Source organism: Pseudomonas sp. zfem004 (assembly GCF_032621715.1).
GTDB classification, from domain to species: Bacteria; Pseudomonadota; Gammaproteobacteria; order Pseudomonadales; family Pseudomonadaceae; genus Aquipseudomonas; species Aquipseudomonas sichuanensis.
The window spans coordinates 200,547-220,573 of record NZ_JAVYJF010000006.1 but is presented as its reverse complement, the minus strand read 5'-3'; the positions used below and the strand labels follow the sequence as shown (position 1 = coordinate 220,573).

The 20,027-nt window shown below is 62.7% G+C and carries 16 protein-coding genes and 1 tRNA gene; 13 read left to right on the top strand and 4 right to left on the bottom strand.

Features of this window, described 5'->3' with window-relative positions:
* Positions 1-96: 96 nt before the first annotated feature.
* From apaG to RTH46_RS09155, 7 genes are all read left to right on the top strand, one after another.
* A complete protein-coding gene (apaG, locus tag RTH46_RS09185) occupies positions 97-477 on the top strand; it encodes a Co2+/Mg2+ efflux protein ApaG (RefSeq protein WP_316905502.1) in 381 nt (126 codons plus the stop codon).
* The gene (locus tag RTH46_RS09180; protein ID WP_316905501.1) at positions 477-1,343 is read left to right on the top strand and encodes a symmetrical bis(5'-nucleosyl)-tetraphosphatase; all 867 of its coding nucleotides are present in this window, start codon (positions 477-479) and stop codon (positions 1,341-1,343) included. Before apaG ends, RTH46_RS09180 begins: the two co-directional genes overlap by 1 nt.
* Positions 1,344-1,355: 12 nt before the next feature.
* Entirely contained in the window at positions 1,356-1,685 is a 330-nt protein-coding gene (glpE, locus tag RTH46_RS09175; protein WP_279846041.1) for a thiosulfate sulfurtransferase GlpE, read from the top strand.
* A gap of 283 nt (positions 1,686-1,968) precedes the next feature.
* Positions 1,969-3,891 (top strand): PrkA family serine protein kinase, encoded by a 1,923-nt coding sequence (locus RTH46_RS09170; protein ID WP_153785989.1) that lies wholly within the window; start codon positions 1,969-1,971, stop codon positions 3,889-3,891.
* 134 nt (positions 3,892-4,025) lie between these two features.
* Positions 4,026-5,297 (top strand): YeaH/YhbH family protein, encoded by a 1,272-nt coding sequence (locus RTH46_RS09165; protein WP_110994288.1) that lies wholly within the window; start codon positions 4,026-4,028, stop codon positions 5,295-5,297.
* Positions 5,294-6,862, top strand: a complete 1,569-nt coding sequence (locus tag RTH46_RS09160) for a SpoVR family protein (RefSeq protein WP_153785990.1) — start codon at positions 5,294-5,296, stop codon at positions 6,860-6,862. Before RTH46_RS09165 ends, RTH46_RS09160 begins: the two co-directional genes overlap by 4 nt.
* A gap of 60 nt (positions 6,863-6,922) precedes the next feature.
* Entirely contained in the window at positions 6,923-8,020 is a 1,098-nt protein-coding gene (locus RTH46_RS09155; protein WP_316905500.1) for a multifunctional CCA tRNA nucleotidyl transferase/2'3'-cyclic phosphodiesterase/2'nucleotidase/phosphatase, read from the top strand.
* Positions 8,021-8,130: 110 nt separating this feature from the next.
* Here RTH46_RS09155 and folK read toward each other — a convergent pair whose 3' ends face one another.
* Complete coding sequence (folK, locus tag RTH46_RS09150) at positions 8,131-8,640, bottom strand: 2-amino-4-hydroxy-6-hydroxymethyldihydropteridine diphosphokinase (RefSeq protein WP_316905499.1); 510 nt, start codon at positions 8,638-8,640, stop codon at positions 8,131-8,133.
* Positions 8,631-8,987: a dihydroneopterin aldolase gene (folB, locus tag RTH46_RS09145; RefSeq protein WP_110994292.1), complete on the bottom strand. Its 357-nt coding sequence runs from the start codon at positions 8,985-8,987 to the stop codon at positions 8,631-8,633. The genes folK and folB overlap by 10 nt, the downstream gene beginning before the upstream one ends.
* 74 nt (positions 8,988-9,061) lie before the next feature.
* Between folB and plsY the strand changes: the two genes are divergently transcribed.
* Positions 9,062-9,631 carry a glycerol-3-phosphate 1-O-acyltransferase PlsY gene (plsY, locus tag RTH46_RS09140; RefSeq protein WP_153785992.1) on the top strand — a complete coding sequence of 190 codons (570 nt, stop codon included), beginning with the start codon at positions 9,062-9,064 and terminating at the stop codon, positions 9,629-9,631.
* 26 nt (positions 9,632-9,657) lie between these two features.
* Here the strand turns inward: plsY and tsaD are convergent, their stop codons facing one another.
* The gene (tsaD, locus tag RTH46_RS09135; RefSeq protein WP_279846038.1) at positions 9,658-10,683 is read right to left on the bottom strand and encodes a tRNA (adenosine(37)-N6)-threonylcarbamoyltransferase complex transferase subunit TsaD; all 1,026 of its coding nucleotides are present in this window, start codon (positions 10,681-10,683) and stop codon (positions 9,658-9,660) included.
* Positions 10,684-10,888: 205 nt separating this feature from the next.
* Here tsaD and rpsU point away from each other — a divergent pair, with 205 nt between their 5' ends.
* From rpsU to RTH46_RS09110, 5 genes are all read left to right on the top strand, one after another.
* Entirely contained in the window at positions 10,889-11,104 is a 216-nt protein-coding gene (gene rpsU / locus RTH46_RS09130) for a 30S ribosomal protein S21 (protein ID WP_003255575.1), read from the top strand.
* 275 nt (positions 11,105-11,379) lie between these two features.
* A complete protein-coding gene (dnaG, locus tag RTH46_RS09125; RefSeq protein ID WP_153785994.1) occupies positions 11,380-13,368 on the top strand; it encodes a DNA primase in 1,989 nt (662 codons plus the stop codon).
* A gap of 67 nt (positions 13,369-13,435) precedes the next feature.
* Complete coding sequence (rpoD, locus tag RTH46_RS09120) at positions 13,436-15,286, top strand: RNA polymerase sigma factor RpoD (protein WP_316905498.1); 1,851 nt, start codon at positions 13,436-13,438, stop codon at positions 15,284-15,286.
* A 119-nt stretch (positions 15,287-15,405) separates the two neighbouring features.
* Positions 15,406-19,149: a bifunctional diguanylate cyclase/phosphodiesterase gene (locus RTH46_RS09115; RefSeq protein WP_153785996.1), complete on the top strand. Its 3,744-nt coding sequence runs from the start codon at positions 15,406-15,408 to the stop codon at positions 19,147-19,149.
* 17 nt (positions 19,150-19,166) lie between these two features.
* Positions 19,167-19,243, top strand: a tRNA-Ile gene (locus tag RTH46_RS09110).
* Positions 19,244-19,297: 54 nt separating this feature from the next.
* Here RTH46_RS09110 and RTH46_RS09105 read toward each other — a convergent pair.
* Positions 19,298-19,990 (bottom strand): CatB-related O-acetyltransferase, encoded by a 693-nt coding sequence (locus RTH46_RS09105; protein ID WP_316905497.1) that lies wholly within the window; start codon positions 19,988-19,990, stop codon positions 19,298-19,300.
* Positions 19,991-20,027: the final 37 nt, after the last annotated feature.

The following is a 20,027-nucleotide window of genomic DNA, read 5'->3' as shown; positions in this document are numbered from 1 at the left end:
TGGGAGCGGGCTTGCCCCGCGATCAGCCATGACTGGCCCTCCCCCCCGCCAATGGCCTAGACTGCGTTATTGCGTCAGTTCGCCCAAGGCCCTTGCATGTCCGACCCCCGCTACCAGATCGACGTCAGCGTCGTGACCCGCTACCTCAAAGAACAATCCGACCCCGAAAACAGTCGCTTCGCTTTCGCCTACACCATCACCGTGCAGAACAACGGCACGGTCAAGGCCAAACTGATGTCGCGTCACTGGATGATCACCAATGGCGATGGCGAAGTCGAGGAAGTGCGCGGCGCCGGCGTGATCGGCCAACAACCGCTGATCGACCCAGGCCAGAGCCACACCTACAGCAGCGGGGCGGTCATCACCACCCGCGTCGGCACCATGCAGGGTAGCTATCAGATGTTCGCCGAAGACGGTAAACGCTTCGACGCCGAGATCGCACCGTTCCGCCTGGCCGTTCCCGGGGCCCTGCACTGATGGCCACTTACGCGGTCGGTGACCTGCAAGGTTGCCTGCAGCCGCTCAAGTGCCTGCTCGAACGCGTACGCTTCGATCCTGCCGTCGATCGACTGTGGCTGGTGGGCGACCTGGTCAACCGCGGCCCCGAGTCACTCGAGACACTGCGCTACCTGTACTCCATTCGCCACGCCCTGGTGTGCGTGCTGGGTAACCACGACCTGCACCTGCTGGCGGCCTGGCATAACGTCGAGCGCCTGAAGAAGAGCGACACCCTGCGCGAAATCATCGAAGCGCCGGACGCCGACCAATTGTTCGACTGGCTGCGCCAGCAGAAGCTGCTGCACTACGACGAGCCCCGTGGCATCGCCATGGTTCATGCCGGGATCCCGCCGCAATGGACCCTGGGCAGAGCGCTGGAGCTGGCTGGCGAAGTCGAGGAAGTGCTGCGCGACGACAATCGCCTCAAGCTCTACCTGGACGGCATGTACGGCAACGAACCGAACAAGTGGAGCAAGGACCTTACCGGCGTCGAGCGCCTGAGGGTGATCACCAACTACTTCACCCGCATGCGCTTCTGTACCGCCGCCGGCAAGCTCGACCTCAAGAGCAAGGAAGGCCTGGACAGCGCGCCGAAAGGCTACAAGCCATGGTTCGACCACCCCGACCGTCGCGCACGCCATGTGAAGATCATCTTCGGCCACTGGGCCGCCCTTGAAGGCCGCGCCGATGCGCCGGGCGTCATCGCCCTGGACACCGGCTGCGTCTGGGGTGGCGCCATGACCCTGTACAACGTCGACAGCGGCGAGTACCACCGCTGCGACTGCACCCGCGAGGGCACCCCTCGCCTGCCGGCAGCACCGGCCGCCCCCACCGATCAGCCCTGAAGGAACCGCCCCATGAGCGAATTCAAGCGCATCACCCCCGAACAGGCCCTCGCCCTGCGCGCAGAAGGCGCGGTCGTGGTCGACATTCGCGACCCACAAGCCTATGCCGCCGGCCACATCAGCGGCGCCACTCATCTGGATAACCACTCGGTTGCCGACTTCATCCGCAACGCCGACCTCGACGCACCTACACTGGTAGTCTGCTACCACGGCAATTCCAGCCAGAGCGCCGCCGCCTACCTCGTCGGCCAGGGCTTCTCCAACGTCTACAGCATCGACGGAGGCTTCGAGCTGTGGCGCACCACCTACCCGGGAGAAACCGCCCAGGGCAGCGCTGAATAATTTTTTCATTTTTCCTGCAGCCCGCGCTCCGTGCGGGCTTGCGACCGACCTGACGAACGGTCGCAGTCGTCTTCTTCGCCCCCCGCCCTTGACCTCTCGTATAACCAACTATCCTTAAGCCCAGGCCATCCAAAAAAGGGGAGAGCCGGTACACCGGCGTGCGGGTCATCGGTAGCGTTTCAGGGTGTTCTGGGGGGTATACAGCAACCGGCAAAAACCGGTTGCATGCCAGCATCGGCTGACTGATCCGGCGTCGTCTCCACGTATCGAGCGAGGTGACGTCATGAGCATTTTTAGCCACTTCCAACAACGTTTCGAGTCCACCCGCCAGGAAGAACTCACGCTGCAGGAATACCTCGAGCTGTGCAAAGAGGATCGCAGTGCCTATGCCTCGGCGGCCGAGCGGCTGTTGCTGGCCATCGGCGACCCAGAGCTGATCGACACCTCAAGCAACTCCAGGCTGTCGCGGATCTTCTCCAACAAGGTGATCCGCCGCTATCCGGCCTTTGCCGACTTCCATGGGATGGAAGAATGCATCGACCAGATCGTCTCCTACTTCCGCCATGCCGCCCAAGGCCTGGAAGAGAAGAAGCAGATCCTCTACCTGCTGGGCCCGGTGGGCGGCGGTAAATCGTCGCTGGCCGAGAAACTCAAGCAGCTGATGGAGAAAGTACCGTTCTATGCCATCAAGGGCTCGCCGGTATTCGAGTCACCGCTGGGGTTGTTCAACGCCACCGAAGATGGCGCGATTCTCGAAGAAGAGTTCGGCATCAACCGCCGTTACCTCAACACCATCATGTCGCCCTGGGCCACCAAACGCCTGCAGGAGTTCGGCGGCGATATCAGCAAGTTCAAGGTGGTCAAGCTCTACCCCTCGATCCTCAACCAGATCGCCATCGCCAAGACCGAACCCGGTGACGAGAACAACCAGGACATCTCTGCCCTGGTCGGCAAGGTGGATATCCGCAAGCTCGAGGAATTCCCGCAGAACGACGCCGACGCCTACAGCTATTCGGGCGCGCTGTGCCGGGCCAACCAGGGCCTGATGGAATTCGTCGAGATGTTCAAGGCACCGATCAAGGTCCTGCACCCCTTGCTCACCGCCACCCAGGAAGGCAACTACAACAGTACCGAAGGCCTCGGGGCCATCCCCTACACCGGTATCCTGCTGGCCCACTCCAACGAATCGGAGTGGCACACCTTCCGCAACAACAAGAACAACGAAGCCTTCATCGACCGTATCTACATCGTCAAGGTGCCCTACTGCCTGCGGGTCAGCGACGAGATCAAGATCTACGACAAGCTGTTGGTCAACAGCTCGCTGGCCAAGGCCCACTGCGCACCCGACACCCTCAAGATGCTGGCCCAGTTCACCGTGCTGTCGCGGCTCAAGGAGCCGGAAAACTCCAACATCTACTCGAAGATGCGGGTCTATGACGGTGAAAATCTCAAGGACACCGACCCCAAGGCCAAATCGATTCAGGAGTACCGCGACGCGGCAGGCGTCGACGAGGGCATGAACGGCCTGTCGACCCGCTTCGCCTTCAAGATCCTGTCCAAGGTGTTCAACTTCGACCCGCACGAAATCGCCGCCAACCCGGTGCACCTGCTGTATGTGCTGGAGCAGCAGATCGAGCAGGAGCAATTCCCGGCCGAAGTGCGCGAACGCTACCTGCGCTACCTCAAGGAATACCTGGCGCCGCGCTACATCGAGTTCATCGGTAAGGAAATCCAGACCGCCTACCTCGAGTCCTACAGCGAGTACGGCCAGAACATCTTCGACCGCTACGTGCTGTACGCAGACTTCTGGATTCAGGACCAGGAGTACCGCGACCCGGAAACCGGCGAAATCCTCAACCGCATCGCCCTCAACGAAGAGCTGGAGAAGATCGAGAAACCGGCCGGCATCAGCAATCCGAAGGACTTCCGCAACGAAATCGTCAACTTCGTGCTGCGCGCCCGGGCCAACAACAATGGCAAGAACCCCAGCTGGCTCAGCTACGAGAAGCTGCGGGTGGTCATCGAGAAGAAAATGTTCTCCAACACCGAGGACCTGCTGCCGGTCATCAGCTTCAATGCCAAGGCCAGCAAGGAGGATCAACAGAAGCACAACGACTTCGTCACCCGAATGGTCGAGCGCGGCTACACCGACAAGCAGGTGCGCCTGCTGTCCGAGTGGTACCTGCGGGTCCGCAAATCGCAATAAAGCGGCAAGTGACAAGCCGCAAGCTGCAAGCCGTACAGCGCCAGGGCGAGCTCTGGCGCTACGGCTTTCAGCAGCGGTGGCTGCTCCATCTTGCAGCTTGAGAGTGGTAGCTGCATCCAGTCACCGGAGGGATCATGAGCTACGTAATCGACCGACGCCTGAACGGCAAGAACAAGAGCACGGTCAACCGCCAGCGTTTTTTGCGGCGCTACCGTGAGCACATCAAGAAAGCCGTCGAAGAGGCCGTTAGCCGCCGCTCCATCATGGACATGGAGCATGGCGAGCAGATCAGCATCCCGGGCCGGGACATCGACGAACCGGTGCTGCACCACGGTCGCGGCGGCAAGCAGACTGTCGTCCACCCTGGCAACAAAGAGTTCACTGCAGGCGAGCATATCGCTCGACCACAAGGCGGCGGCGGGGGTGGCGGGCGCGGCAAGGCCGGCAACTCCGGCGAGGGCATGGACGATTTCGTCTTCCAGATCACCCAGGAAGAGTTTCTCGAATTCATGTTCGAGGACCTCGAGCTGCCCAACCTGGTCAAACGCCACCTGACCGGTGCCGACACCTTCAAGACCGTGCGCGCCGGGATCGCCAACGAAGGCAACCCCTCGCGCATCAACATCGTGCGCACCCTGCGTTCGGCCCATGCCCGGCGCATCGCGCTGACGGGCAGCAGCCGCGCACTGTTGCGCGAGGCACAAAAGGAGCTGGATCGGCTGAAAGTCGAGGAGCCCGACAATTTCACCGACATCCAGGAAACCGAGGCCGAGATCGAGCGACTCAAGGCACGCATCAACCGCCTGCCGTTCCTCGATACCTTCGACCTCAAGTACAACCTGCTGGTCAAGCAGCCCAACCCCAGCTCCAAGGCGGTGATGTTCTGCCTGATGGACGTTTCCGGCTCCATGACCCAGGCCACCAAGGACATCGCCAAACGCTTCTTCATCCTCCTGTACCTGTTCCTCAAGCGGAACTATGACCGCATCGAAGTGGTGTTCATCCGGCACCACACCAGTGCCCGCGAAGTCGACGAGGAAGAATTCTTCTACTCCCGCGAAACCGGCGGCACCATCGTTTCCAGTGCGCTCAAGCTGATGCAGGAAATCATGGCCGAGCGCTACCCGGCCAGCGACTGGAACATCTACGCCGCCCAGGCGTCCGACGGTGACAACTGGAACGACGACTCGCCAATCTGCCGCGACATCCTGTCCAAGCAGATCATGCCGCACGTGCAGTACTACACTTACGTCGAAATCACCCCACGCGAGCATCAGGCGCTGTGGTACGAATACGAGCGCATCGGCGAGGGCTTCCCCGACACCTTTGCCCAGCAACAGTTGGTATCGGCCGGCGACATCTACCCGGTCTTCCGTGAACTCTTCCAGCGCAGGTTAGCCACATGACCGCCAGAGAGCAGAGACGCCAACCCATTTCCACCGGCTCCGAATGGACATTCGAGCTGATCCAGACCTACGACCGCGAAATCAGTCGCCTGGCCGCGCGTTACGCGCTGGATACCTACCCCAACCAGATCGAAGTGATCACCGCCGAGCAGATGATGGACGCCTACGCGTCCGTGGGCATGCCGTTGGGTTATCACCACTGGTCCTATGGCAAGCAATTCCTCAGTACCGAGAAATCCTACAGCCGTGGGCAGATGGGCCTGGCCTACGAGATCGTGATCAATTCCGACCCGTGCATCGCCTACCTGATGGAAGAGAACACCATGTGCATGCAGGCACTGGTGATCGCCCATGCCTGCTATGGCCACAACAGCTTCTTCAAAGGTAACTACCTGTTCCGCACCTGGACAGACGCAAGTTCGATCATCGACTACCTGGTATTCGCCAAGCAGTACATCGCCCAGTGCGAGGAACGCCACGGCATCGATGCCGTCGAGGACCTGATCGACTCCTGCCACGCCCTGATGAACTATGGCGTCGACCGCTACAAACGCCCCTACCCGATCTCGGCCGAAGAGGAGCGCCGCCGGCAGAAGGAGCGTGAAGAGCACCTGCAGCGGCAGATCAACGACCTGTGGCGCACCATCCCCAAAGGCACCGAAAAGGGCGGCGAGCGCGACGATGCGCGCTTCCCTGCCGAACCTCAGGAAAACATCCTGTATTTCATCGAAAAACACGCGCCGTTGCTCGAACCCTGGCAACGTGAGGTAGTGCGCATCGTGCGCAAGATTGCGCAGTACTTCTACCCGCAGCGACAAACCCAGGTGATGAACGAGGGTTGGGCGACCTTCTGGCACTACACCCTGATGAACGACCTGTACGACGAAGGGCTGATCACCGAAGGCTTCATGATGGAGTTCCTGCAGTCGCACACCAGCGTGGTGTTCCAGCCGGGCTTCGACAGCCCCTATTACAGCGGCATCAACCCCTACGCCCTGGGGTTTGCCATGTACACCGACATCCGCCGTATCTGCGAAAACCCGACGGAAGAAGATCGCCGCTGGTTCCCGGACATCGCCGGCAGCGACTGGCTTTCCACCCTCAAATTTGCCATGAGCAGCTTCAAGGACGAGAGTTTCATCCTGCAGTACCTGTCACCCAAAGTGATCCGCGATCTCAAGCTGTTCAGCATTCTCGACGACGATCAGCGCGACGATCTGCTGGTGCCGGCAATCCATGACGAAGATGGCTATCGCACCATCCGTGAACAGTTGGCCGCCCAGTACAACCTGGGTAACCGTGAACCCAACGTGCAGATCTGGAGCATCGACCGCCGCGGCGACCGCTCCCTGACCCTGCGCCACCAGCAGCACAACCGTAAACCACTGGGTGACTCCACCGACGAAGTACTCAAGCACCTGCACCGCCTGTGGGGCTTCGACATCCACCTCGAGACCGTCCAGGGCGACCAGGTGATGAAAACCCACCACATGCCGCCGCGCAGTGAACACGGCGAGGCAGGTGACTACGGGCGCATGGATCTGGCCGTGGTGCACCACCTCTAGCGCAACACCCCCTCCATTGCTGTCGACAAGGTATCCTGTCGCCAGTAATGGAGGTTCCACATGCAGATCTACAAGGTTGGCGGCGCCGTGCGCGACCGCCTGCTCGGCCGCCCGGTCAGCGACATAGACTGGTTGGTGGTCGGCGCCACCGTCGAACAGATGCAGGCCCAGGGCTTTCGCCCCGTCGGTGCCGATTTTCCGGTGTTCCTGCACCCGAAGACGGGCGAGGAATACGCCTTGGCCCGCACCGAGCGCAAAAGCGGCCGTGGCTATGGCGGCTTCACCTTTCACGCAAGCCCGGATGTCACCCTCGAAGAAGACCTGATCCGTCGTGACCTGACCATCAACGCCATGGCCGAGGACGAACAGGGCACGCTGTACGATCCCTACCGCGGCAAACGCGACCTGGATGAACGCATCCTTCGCCATGTTTCCCCGGCGTTCGCCGAAGATCCCTTGCGGGTACTTCGTGTTGCCCGTTTTGCTGCCCGTTACGCGCCGTTGGGTTTCAAGGTCGCCGAAGAAACCTTGGGGCTGATGCGCCAGATTGCCGAGTCGGGCGAACTGCAGGCGCTGACCGCAGAGCGCAGCTGGAAAGAGATCGAGCGTGCGCTGATGGAGCGCGAGCCCCAGGTGTTCATCGAAGTGCTGCGTAGCTGTGGCGGGCTGACGGAACTGATGCCCGAGCTTGCGCACGGCGCTGAAACCTTGCCGGCGCTGCACCAGGCGGCAAGCCGTCAGCAGCCGCTGCCAGTGCGCTGGGCGTGCCTGCTGCGAGGGCTGCCGCTTGCCGCGATCAAGGCGCTCAACCAGCGCCTCAAAGCCCCGCGTGAATGCCAGGAACTGGCGGCGCTGGTGGGGGAGTTTGCCGAGCGGGCGGACCATGCCCTGGAGCTGGAGCCTGCAAGCCTGCTGGAAATGCTGCAAAAGTTCGACGTGTATCGGCGGCCGCAGCGCTTCGAGGACTTCATCGCCGCCTGCGAGATGGCGACGCTGGGCTCAGTTTATCCACAAGGCGAGTACTTGCGCGGGGCCGCAGAAGCAGCGCGTGCCGTGGATGTGAAGCCGTTGCTGGAAACCGGGCTGACCGGCCAGGGCCTGGGTGAAGCGCTCAAAGCCGAGCGCCTGAAGGCGCTCGAAGCTTACAGGTCCGCTTGATCTGCCCGGCCTCATCGCTGGCAAGCCAGCTCCCACAGGTACGATGCTTGCCCCGAGGTTAACGCGATCCATGTGGGAGCGGGTTCACCCGCGAAGAGGGCGGCGCAGGCTCACGCTGGGGTCAACTGCAACCCACGCCATTCGAACGGCACCGGCAACAGCACCTGTTCGATGCTCGCCTCCTGCCACAGCTGCGCCATGCTTTTCCCGGCGCCCGGATGCATCAGCGCCGGCGCCAGCAGCGATAGCGGCCAGAGCACAAAGGCATTTTTCAGGATTTCCGCACGCGGCAGCACCAAGCCATCGAAGGTGCCGTGCAGATCGCCGTACATCAGCACATCGATATCCAGCGGCAAACCCTTGCGGTCCGGCGCATACCGGCCATTTTCCGCCTCGATGAACTTGAGCCGGCGATCGAACTCCAGCAGCGGCAGCTCGGTCTGCCCACGCACCACCAGGTTGTAGAACGGGCCGCTCTTGATGCCCACCGCCTGGCTCTCGAACACTGCCGAACACTGCATGCCGCTGAGCATGCCAGCCAACGCATCGAGCCCCGCGCACAAGTGCCGCTCGCGGTCGATGTTGCTGCCCAGGCCCAGGTAAACCGTGTTCAGAGACATCCGCGCTCGATCTCCACGCCAACGCCGCCGCGAGCCGCTGGCACTGCGCCCGGCTTGGTGAGCTTGAGGCGCACCCAGGGGATGTTGAACTCGGCCATCAGTACCGCCACCAGGCGCTCGGCGAAGGTCTCGACCAGCTCGAAGCGAGCCTGCTCGGCAAACGCCTGGACCCGCGCCGAAACGCTGGCATAGTCCAGTGCCAGCGACAGGTCATCACCGGCGGCGGCCGGGCGGTTGTCCCAGGCGAAACTCAGGTCCAGGCGCAGGCACTGGCGAATATCCCGCTCCCAGTCGTAGGCGCCGATCACGGTATCGACTTCCAGGCCTTCGATGAACACTCTGTCCAAGCACTTCTCTCCACAGCACGACAAGGGCGACGGGCGCCGTTAGAATCAGGGCGTCCTCGCCCGGAATAGTTAGCATGTTTTGGTCACTGGCGCTGCTTGCCTACCTGCTCGGCTCTCTGTCCTTTGCCATCGTCCTGAGCCGCCTCAGCGGCAGCCCCGACCCGCGTTCCAGCGGCTCGGGCAATGCCGGCGCCACCAACATGCTGCGCCTGGCCGGGCGCAAGCTGGCGATCCTGACGCTGCTGGGCGACCTGTGCAAGGGCATGCTGCCGGTGCTGCTGGCACGCCTGGCCGGGCTGGACCTGCAAGAGCAGGCCTGGGTCGGTATCTGCGCGGTAGTCGGCCATCTGTTCCCGATCTACTTCCGCTTCCGGGGCGGCAAGGGCGTGGCCACTGCCGCTGGCATGCTCATGGCCCTGTACCTGCCGGCCGCCCTGCTGGCCATCAGCGCCTGGCTGCTTACCTTCTACCTCACCCGCACCAGCTCGTTGGCCGCGTTGATCGCCACGCCCCTCACCCTGCCACTGCTGGCCTGGCGCGAGCCGGCAGCCTTGCTGCCGATGACCGTGCTCACGGTGATGATCGTCTGGCGCCATCGCAACAATCTGCGTGACTTGTTTGCCGGGCGCGAACGGCACTTCTGAAACGCTCGCCCGAACCCAGCCCTTTGTTACAGTGCCGGCAACTGCTCCATCGGCCAGCGCGGCTGCACGCTGATCGCCAGGTCCTGCTGCTGCCCGGCCATCAAGCGCTGGCAGCCAGCATAGGCGATCATCGCGCCATTGTCGGTGCAGAAGCGCGGGCGCGCGTAATAGACATTACCCTTGAGGCCGGCCAGCATCGTCTCCAGTGACGTGCGCAGGGCGGTGTTGGCACTCACACCACCGGCGATCACCAGGCGCTTCAGGCCGGTCTGCTTGAGCGCCCGCTTGCACTTGAAGGTCAGAGTCTCCACCACCGCCTGCTGGAACGCCAGCGACACGTCGCAACGGGTTTGCTCGTTGTCGTCCCCGGCATCGCGGCATTTTTGCCAAGTGTTCAGGGCGAACGTCTTGAGGCCGCTGAAGCTGAACTGCAGGCCTGGGCGGTCGCACATCGGCCGCGGGAACACGAAGCGCCCCGGGGTGCCTTGCTCGGCCAGGCGAGCGATTTCAGGCCCACCTGGATAATTGAGGCCGATCAGCTTGGCCGTCTTGTCGAACGCCTCGCCAGCTGCATCGTCCAGGCTCTCGCCGAGCAGTTCGTATTGGCCGATGCCATCGACCCGTACCAACTGGGTATGGCCGCCCGACACCAACAAAGCGACGAACGGAAACTCCGGCGGCTGCTCTTCGAGCATCGGCGCGAGCAAGTGCCCTTCCATATGGTGCACACCGATCGCCGGGATATCCCAGGCAAACGCCAGGGCCTGGGCGCAGGAAGCGCCCACCAGCAACGCGCCGACCAGGCCAGGACCCGCGGTGTAGGCGATGGCGTCGATCTCGGTGGCGACGCAGTCGGCCTCCTCCAGCACCTGCCGGATCAGCGGCAGCATGCGCTTGACGTGGTCGCGCGAGGCAAGCTCGGGCACCACACCACCATAAGCGCGATGCAGGTCGATCTGGCTGAACAGCGCGTCGGCCAACAAGCCGCGTTCGCTGTCGTATAATGCGACGCCAGTTTCGTCGCAGGATGTTTCCAATCCCAGTACTAGCATGGGTTCGTGCCCTGTCGAGGCTGAATTCGAAGGCGCGCATGATAGTCCCCGCACCCTGTGCCGACCAGCGGTTTTCGATCAGAGGCTTTGCATTCCTGCCAGCTAAGGGTTAACATCCGCAACCCTTGAAAACCGACGTACTCCAGCACACCTTATGTTTTGCCAGGAGCACGTCTACCCCGGTAATGAATTAAGGTAGCCCTGGATGCCAGCCGTCAAAGTTAAAGAGAACGAACCCTTCGACGTAGCTCTGCGTCGTTTCAAGCGCTCCTGCGAAAAAGCCGGTGTACTGGCTGAAGTTCGTAGCCGCGAGTTTTACGAGAAGCCGACCGCCGAGCGTAAGCGCAAAGCCGCTGCCGCTGTAAAGCGTCACGCGAAGAAAGTTCAGCGCGAACAGCGCCGCGCAGTTCGTCTGTACTAATACAGCCGTTCTACGTAAAGCTTCTGCCCCGCCCGGCCTCGTGCCGGGCTGATGGCAGCGGTCGCTTCAAACCCTTGGCCATGCGCCTGGGGTGCCCCGGCAAAAGCCATGGGCAACCTGCAATAACACGTCAGACCTGGCCATTGGCCAGACGTGCACGTCCTTTCTGACGAGCCCTCACAGGCTGGTGACGAGCACATACCCCTTCGCAACACCCCACGCCAAACCCGAGCACAAGCGTTTAGACTTGCCAGTTGCCAGATGACGAGGCTGCCATGGCCGGGCTGATTCCCCAGAGTTTCATCGATGACCTCCTGAACCGCACCGACATCGTCGACGTGGTGAGTTCGCGCGTCCAGCTGAAGAAGACCGGCAAGAATCTTTCCGCCTGCTGCCCGTTCCACAAGGAGAAGTCTCCCTCCTTCACCGTCAGCCCCGACAAGCAGTTCTACTACTGCTTTGGCTGCGGCGCCGGCGGCAACGCGCTGGGCTTCATCATGGACCACGACAACCTGGACTTCCCCCAGGCGGTCGAGGAACTGGCCCGTGCAGCCGGCATGGAAGTGCCACGCGAAGAGGGCCGTCGAGGGCAGAAGCCGCGCCAGCCAACCGACTCCCCCCTGTACCCGCTGCTCGAAGCGGCCAGCGAATTCTATCGCCAGGCCCTGCGCAGCCACCCGACCCGCAAGGCGGCGGTGGACTACCTCAAGGGCCGCGGCCTGTCCGGCGAGATCGCCCGCGATTTCAGCCTGGGCTTCGCCCCGCCAGGCTGGGACAACCTGCTCAAGCACCTGGGCGCCGACACGCTGCAGCAGAAGGTCATGATCGATGCTGGCCTGCTGATCGAGAACGCCGAGAGCGGCAAGCGTTACGACCGTTTTCGCGACCGCGTGATGTTCCCGATTCGCGACAGCCGTGGCCGGGTCATTGCCTTCGGCGGCCGGGTGCTGGGCGACGACAAGCCCAAGTACCTGAACTCCCCGGAAACCCCGGTATTCCATAAAGGCCAGGAGCTGTACGGCCTGTACGAGGCACGCAAGAACAACCGCAACCTCGACGAAATCATCGTCGTCGAAGGCTACATGGACGTCATCGCCCTGGCCCAGCAGGGGCTGCGCAACGCCGTGGCGACACTGGGCACGGCTACCAGCGAAGAACACCTCAAGCGCCTGTTCCGCGTGGTGCCCAGCGTGCTGTTCTGCTTCGACGGCGACCAGGCAGGGCGCAAGGCCGCCTGGCGCGCACTGGAGTCGACCCTGCCGAGCCTGCAGGATGGCCGCCGCGCACGCTTCCTGTTCCTGCCCGAGGGCGAAGACCCGGACAGCCTGGTCCGCGCGGAAGGCACCGACGCCTTCCATGCCCGCATCAACCAGCACGCCCAGCCGCTGGCCGACTATTTCTTCGAGCAGTTGAGCAACGAGGCCGATCCGCGCTCGCTGGAAGGCAAGGCGCACATGGTCACGCTGGCCGCCCCGCTGATCGAAAAGGTCCCAGGAGCGAACCTGCGCCAACTGATGCGCAACCGCCTGAAGGAGATCACCGGCCTCGACCCGCAGCAGCTGGAGCAACTGGCGCAGAGTGCGCCGGCCGCCAGCAGCGTGCCGGATTACGACCCGGGCTTCGACTACGACGCCATGGCCAGCTACACCCCGGACTATGGCGACCTGCAGCACCAGCCCGACTACGCCCCGGCGCAACAGGAGCAACGCCCCTGGACACCGAACAAGGGCGGCAAGAAACAATGGGATGGAAAGCCCTGGGACAAGAAAGGCGGCAAGCCCTGGCAGCGCGATGGCCAACGTGGCGAGGCGCCACCGCGGGTACCGGCGCCGGTGGAACCACCGTCGTTATCGGCGCTGCGCACGCTGTTGCACCACCCGTTGCTGGCCGGCAAGGTCGAAGATGCCGGCCACTTCGCCGACGAGCAGCAACTCTACAGCCAACTGCTGGTGGCCCTGATCGAGGCTGCGCAGAAGAATCCTAAGCTAAGCTCTATGCAGTTGATCGCACGCTGGCATGGCACCGAACAAGGCCGCTTGCTGCGCGCCCTGGCGGAAAAGGAATGGTTGATCGATGCCGACAACCTTGAACAACAGTTTTTCGACACTATAACTAGTTTGTCCGCCCGCCAACGCGAGCGCAGCCTGGAACATTTGATCAGCAAATCTCGTCTAACAGGCTTGGACGAGGACGAAACTGCCAAGCTTCGTGACTTGCTCCGCCGCAATGTTCCCGCACAAAACCCGACCTCATCTGGCGCGTGAGGTCCATGCTCGGGTATAATCCTCGGCTTGTTTTTTGCCCGCCAAGACCTTCAGTGGATAGGGTGTTATGTCCGGAAAAGCGCAACAGCAATCTCGCATCAAAGAGTTGATCACCCGCGGTCGTGAGCAGGGCTACCTGACTTACGCGGAGGTCAACGACCACCTGCCCGAGGATATTTCAGATCCGGAGCAGGTGGAAGACATCATCCGCATGATCAACGACATGGGGATCAACGTATTCGAGAGTGCTCCGGATGCGGATGCCCTGTTGTTGGCGGAAGCCGACACCGACGAAGCCGCAGCCGAAGAGGCCGCCGCAGCGTTGGCGGCAGTTGAGACCGATATCGGCCGCACGACCGACCCGGTGCGCATGTACATGCGCGAAATGGGTACCGTCGAGCTGTTGACCCGCGAAGGCGAAATCGAAATCGCCAAGCGCATCGAGGAAGGCATCCGCGAAGTCATGGGCGCCATCGCCCACTTCCCCGGTACTGTCGACCACATCCTCAGCGAATACGACCGCGTCACCTCCGAAGGTGGCCGTCTGTCCGACGTCCTCAGCGGTTATATCGACCCTGATGACAACATCGCCGCACCGACCGAAGAAGTACCGATCCCTGGTGCCAAGGCCGCTGCCGCGAAGGAAGACGAAGACGAAGACGAAGAAAACGCCGAGAGCAGCGACGACGAGGAAGAGGCCGAAAGCGGTCCGGACCCGGTCGTTGCAGCCCAGCGTTTCGGTGCCGTCTCCGAGCAGCTCGTCATCACCCTCAAGGTGCTGAAGAAACATGGCCGCACCCATGCCGAAAGCATTGGCGCCATGCAGGCCCTGGCTGATCTGTTCATGCCGATCAAGCTGGTGCCCAAGCAGTTCGAAGCACTGGTAGAGCGCGTTCGCAGCGCCCTGGACCGTCTGCGCCAGCAGGAACGCGCCATCATGCAGCTGTGCGTGCGTGACGCGCGCATGCCGCGTGCCGACTTCCTGCGTCTGTTCCCGAGCAACGAGACCGACCAGACCTGGAGCGGAGACCTCGCCAAGCGCAACACCAAATGGGCCGCTGCCCTGGGTGAGAAAAACGCCGCGATCGTCGCCTGCCAGCAGAAACTGATCGACCTTGAGACCGAGACCGGCCTGACCGTTGCCGAAATCAAGGAAATCAACCGTCGCATGTCCATCGGTGAGGCCAAGGCCCGCCGCGCCAAGAAGGAAATGGTCGAGGCGAACCTGCGTCTGGTGATCTCCATCGCCAAGAAGTACACCAACCGTGGCCTGCAGTTCCTCGACCTGATCCAGGAAGGCAACATCGGCCTGATGAAGGCGGTGGACAAGTTCGAATACCGTCGCGGCTACAAGTTCTCGACCTACGCCACCTGGTGGATCCGCCAGGCGATCACCCGTTCGATCGCCGACCAGGCGCGCACCATCCGTATTCCGGTGCACATGATCGAGACGATCAACAAGCTCAACCGCATTTCCCGGCAGATGCTGCAGGAAATGGGTCGTGAACCGACCCCGGAAGAGCTTGGTGAGCGCATGGAGATGCCAGAGGACAAGATCCGCAAGGTATTGAAGATCGCCAAGGAGCCGATCTCCATGGAAACGCCGATCGGTGACGACGAAGACTCGCACCTGGGCGATTTCATCGAGGACTCCACCATGCAGTCCCCGATCGACGTGGCCACGGTCGAAAGCCTCAAGGAAGCGACCCGTGACGTGCTCTCGGGCCTGACCGCACGCGAAGCCAAAGTGCTGCGCATGCGTTTCGGTATCGACATGAACACCGACCACACCCTCGAAGAAGTCGGCAAGCAGTTCGACGTGACCCGTGAGCGGATCCGTCAGATCGAAGCCAAGGCGCTGCGCAAGCTGCGCCACCCGACGCGAAGCGAGCATCTGCGCTCCTTCCTCGACGAGTGATGACGAACCCCGGCCCAGGCCGGGGTTTTTCTTATGTGACAAAAGGTCATGACCGGCGTCACCCTGCTGGCAGGATGCCCGTCTACACTCGACTCAGACCCCCTGATCGAGAGGCCGCTATGCCCTTGATGCCGGCCCTCCTGTTGCTGCTCCTGATGGTCTGGAACACAACGGCCGGCGCCCTGACCCTGACTGACGAGGAACAAGCCTGGCTCAGCGCGCACCCGCAGCTGCGCCTGGGCGTAGATGCTTCATGGCCGCCCTTCGAATTTCGCGACCAGGAAGGCCGTTACCAGGGACTGGCCGCCGATTACATCGCCCTTATCCAGGAGCGCCTGGGCGTCACGCTCAAACCGGTCGAGCCCAGCAGCTGGACCGAGGTGCTCGAGCAGGCGCGCAACAACCGCATCGACCTGCTGCCCGGCATCATGTCCACCCCGGAGCGCCAGAGCTACCTGGCCTTCACCCGCCCCTACCTGGACTTCCCGATTGTCATACTCGCCCACTCCGGTGGCGCGCAGCCGCGCAACCTCAAGGACCTCTACGGCCTGAAGATCGCCGTGGTAGAGAACTACGCCCCCCACGAGCTGCTGCGCACGCACCACCCGGACCTCAACCTGGTGGCCATGCCCAACGTCAGCTCGGCGCTGCAGGCACTGGCCACCGACGCCGTGGACGCCGTGGTCGGCGACCTTGCCTCGAGCATCTGGAGCCTGCGCCAGCTCAAGCTCGATGGCCTCTACGTCAGCGGCGAAACGCCCTACCGCTACCAACTGGCCATGGCCGTGCCACAGCAGCAGAAGATTCTCGTGGCCATCCTCGACAAGGTCATGGCCGACATGAGCAACAGCGAAATCAGCCATATCCAGCAACGCTGGGTGGGCAATGTCGTCGACCAGCGTACCTTCTGGCATGACATGCTGCTGTACGGCCTGCCTGCGGTCCTGCTGCTGGTGGCCATCCTCGCCGTGGTGATTCGCATCAACCGCCGGCTGAGCTCGGAAATTTCCCGGCGTATCGCCCTGGAGCAGGAGCTGCGCAGCAGCGAATACCACTATCGCGGCCTGGTCGAGAGCCTGTCGGCGATCGCCTGGGAGGCCGACGCCAACGATTTTACCTACAGCTATGTTTCGCCCCATGCCGAAGACCTGCTCGGCTACCCATTGAGCGAATGGCTCAAGCCCGGTTTCTGGCGCAGCATCCTGCATCCGGAGGACGCGCTCTGGGCTCAGGCCTACTGCGACAGCGAGACTGCCGCCGGACGTGATCACAGCCTCGACTATCGGGTGATCCGCGCCGACGGTCATGCCCTGTGGGTGCGCAACATCGTCAGCATGATCGAGCACGGCCACAAGCCCCTGATGCGCGGCCTGATGATCGACATCAGCGAAACCAAGCACACCGAGGACGCACTGCGCCTGTCGGAGCAGAAGTTCGCCTCGGTATTCCAGCAGTGCCCGGACATCCTGCTCATTGCCCGGCAAAGCGACGGCTGCCTGCTGGAGGTCAACGAAGCGTTCGAAGAACAGATCGGCTTGAGCCCGAACCAGGTACTCGGCCGCACCGCCACCGAACTCGACCTGTGGGGCGTCGCCGGCACCGGCCCGATCATGCTCGAACGCCTGCAGCGCAGCGGTGTGCGCAACCTCGAGATGACCTTCCGCCGCAGCAACGGCCAGCTGTTCACCGGCCTCACCTCCGCCGAGGCCTTCGACCTCGATGGAACCCGGGCCCTGGTGGTGGCGGTGCGCGACATCAGCCAGCTGAAAGAGACCCAGCAACAACTGCAAACCTCGGAAGAAAAGTTCGCCAAGGCCTTCCATGCCTCCCCCGACGGCCTGCTGCTGTCGCGCCAGAGTGATGGCCTTCTGCTGGAGGTCAATGAAGGCTTCTGTCGCCTGACCGGTTACGACATAAGCCCGAACGTCGACCAGACCTCCCTGGACCTCGGCATCTGGGTCGACCTCAACGAACGTCAGCGCCTGGTCGAACGGCTCCAGCGCGAGGGTGCCGTGCGCGACTTCAGCTGCCACATCCGCCGCAGCGACGGGCAGATCCGCCTGTGCGAGCTGGCCGCCCGACCATTGCCGATCGGCGGCGTCGACTGCATGCTGACCATCGCCCGTGACATCACCGAACGCCACCTGATGCAGGAAAAACTGCAGCTGGCGGCCACGGTGTTCGAGAACACCGCCGAAGGCGTGCTGATTACCGACATCGAGCAGCGCATCAGCGCAGTCAACCGCGCCTTCAGCGAGATCACCGGCTACAGCGAAATCGAAGCCCTCGGCCAGACCCCTCGCCTGCTTGCCTCTGGCCAGCACGACAGCGCCTTCTACCTCGCCATGTGGCACCAGTTGACCGCCGAAGGCCACTGGCAGGGCGAGATCCACAACAAACGCAAGAACGGCGAGCTCTACCCCAGCTGGCTGACCATCAGCGCCGTGCGCAACAGCGAGCGCGAGATCACCCACTTCGTCGCCGTATTCGCCGACATCTCCAGCCTCAAGCACGCCCAGGCCAAGCTTGACTACCAGGCCCATCACGACCCACTGACCGGCCTGCCCAACCGCACGCTGTTCGAGAGCCGCCTGCAGGCCGTACTGACCTGCGCCCAGGTTTCCAACCGCCAGGGTGCGGTGCTGTTCCTCGACCTCGACCGCTTCAAGCACATCAACGACAGCCTCGGCCACCCGGTCGGCGACCTGCTGCTCAAAGGTATCGCCCAACGCCTGAAGGAGCAGGTGCGCGACGTCGATACCGTGGCCCGCCTGGGGGGGGACGAATTCATCATCCTGCTGCCCGGCCTGCACAAGCCCGACGACGCCAGCGCCATCGCCAACAAGCTGCTGGCCTGCTTCCATGCCCCCTTCCAGGCCGGCGAGCATGAGTTCTTCACCAGCGCCAGCATCGGCATCAGCCTGTACCCACAGGACGGCACCGACGTTGCCACCTTGATCCGCAACGCCGACGCCGCGATGTACCGCTCCAAAGCCAAGGGCCGCAACCGGGTCGAAGCCTACACCCGCGACCTTACCGCCCAGGCCAGCGAACGCATCGCCCTCGAGCACGAACTGCGCCGCGCCATCGAACGCAACGAGCTGAGCCTGTGCTACCAGCCCAAGTTCAGCCTCAAGACCCAGGGCCTGGTAGGCGCCGAGGCGCTGATCCGCTGGACCCATCCCACCTTCGGCGAGGTGCCGCCCGAGCAGTTCATCCACCTCGCCGAAGAAAACGGCACCATCCTTCAGCTTGGCGACTGGGTGCTGGAACAGACCTGCCGGCAGATGCACGCGTGGAAAAAGAACTACCAGTCCTTCGGCCCGCTCTCGATCAACCTCGCCGGCGCCCAACTGCGCCAGCCAAGCCTGGCCAAGCGCATCGAGCAACTGCTCAGGACATACCAGCTCAAGGCGGGTGACCTGCAACTGGAAATCACCGAAAACTTCATCATGAGCCAGGCTGAAGAAGCCTTGGCCGTCCTCCACCAGCTCAAGCAGCTTGGCGTGCAGCTGGCCATCGACGACTTCGGTACCGGTTATTCGTCGCTCAGCTACCTCAAGCGCCTGCCGCTGGACATCCTCAAGATCGACCAGTCGTTCATCCGCGGCCTGCCGGATGACCCCCACGACGCCGCTATCGCCCGTGCGATCATTGCGCTCGGGCGCAGCATGCAGCTCACCATCATTGCCGAGGGCGTGGAGAACCAGGCCCAGCAGCGCTTCCTCGCCGCCGAGGGCTGTGAACAGATCCAGGGCTACATCGTCAGCCTGCCCCTGCCACCCGCGGAGTTCGCCGCGACCTTCCTGCGCATAGCACTATCGGATCTTTCGGATGGCACGGTATCGAAACCCTCGTTATAATCCGGCGCACCTGCTGAGGGCCTATAGCTCAGTCGGTTAGAGCAGAGGACTCATAATCCTTTGGTCCACGGTTCGAGTCCGTGTGGGCCCACCAGAAATACAAAAGCCGCGCTGATGCGCGGCTTTTTCGTTTCTGCGGCCCGTCCGTTCACTGCGGGCCGGCCAGCACCTCGCCACCCTTTCGGCTTAGGCGAATCCGCCCATAGCGTGCCGGGGGAAGTGGCTCCATTGCCGCCAGGCAGGCCGCCGGGTCATTGAGCGGCAAACGCTGCAACGCCTGCACGTCACGCTCCCACCAACGGCTGGCGAGCAGACGCTCGATCATGTCTGGCGGATAGCGGTAACGAACCACCCGGGCAGGCACACCTGCCACCACGGCATAGGGCGGCACGTCACGGGTGACCACGGCACGGGTGGCGATGATCGCCCCAGTACCGACCTTGACCCCTTCCATCACCATCGCGCTGTGCCCGATCCACACGTCGTGACCAATGCTGGCCATGTCCACGCGCGCGGTGTATTCAAGGGTGGTGCCGGTGTACTGGAACGGGTGGGTACTGAGCCAATCGACCGGATGGGTGTTCTTTTCCTGGCCGATCACGGCACCGCTGCCGATCGAACAGAAGCGTCCGATCGATTCGACCAGTTGCAGAAGGCAATCGCTGCGGATGTAGGTGTGGGCGCCGATCGACAGTTCGCGGCAGTCGAGTATGACATCGCCGAGGCGGACCTCCTGCTCAAGGTCGAGTACGGCGCGCTTGCCGAACTTCGACACCCCCAGGCCGACTTTGCCCCCCTGGCGACGTATCCAGCGCTTCCAGTACCAGTCCCTGAGACTCATCTGCAACTCCGCCTGCAATGGTGGCCCCCCGATCCTT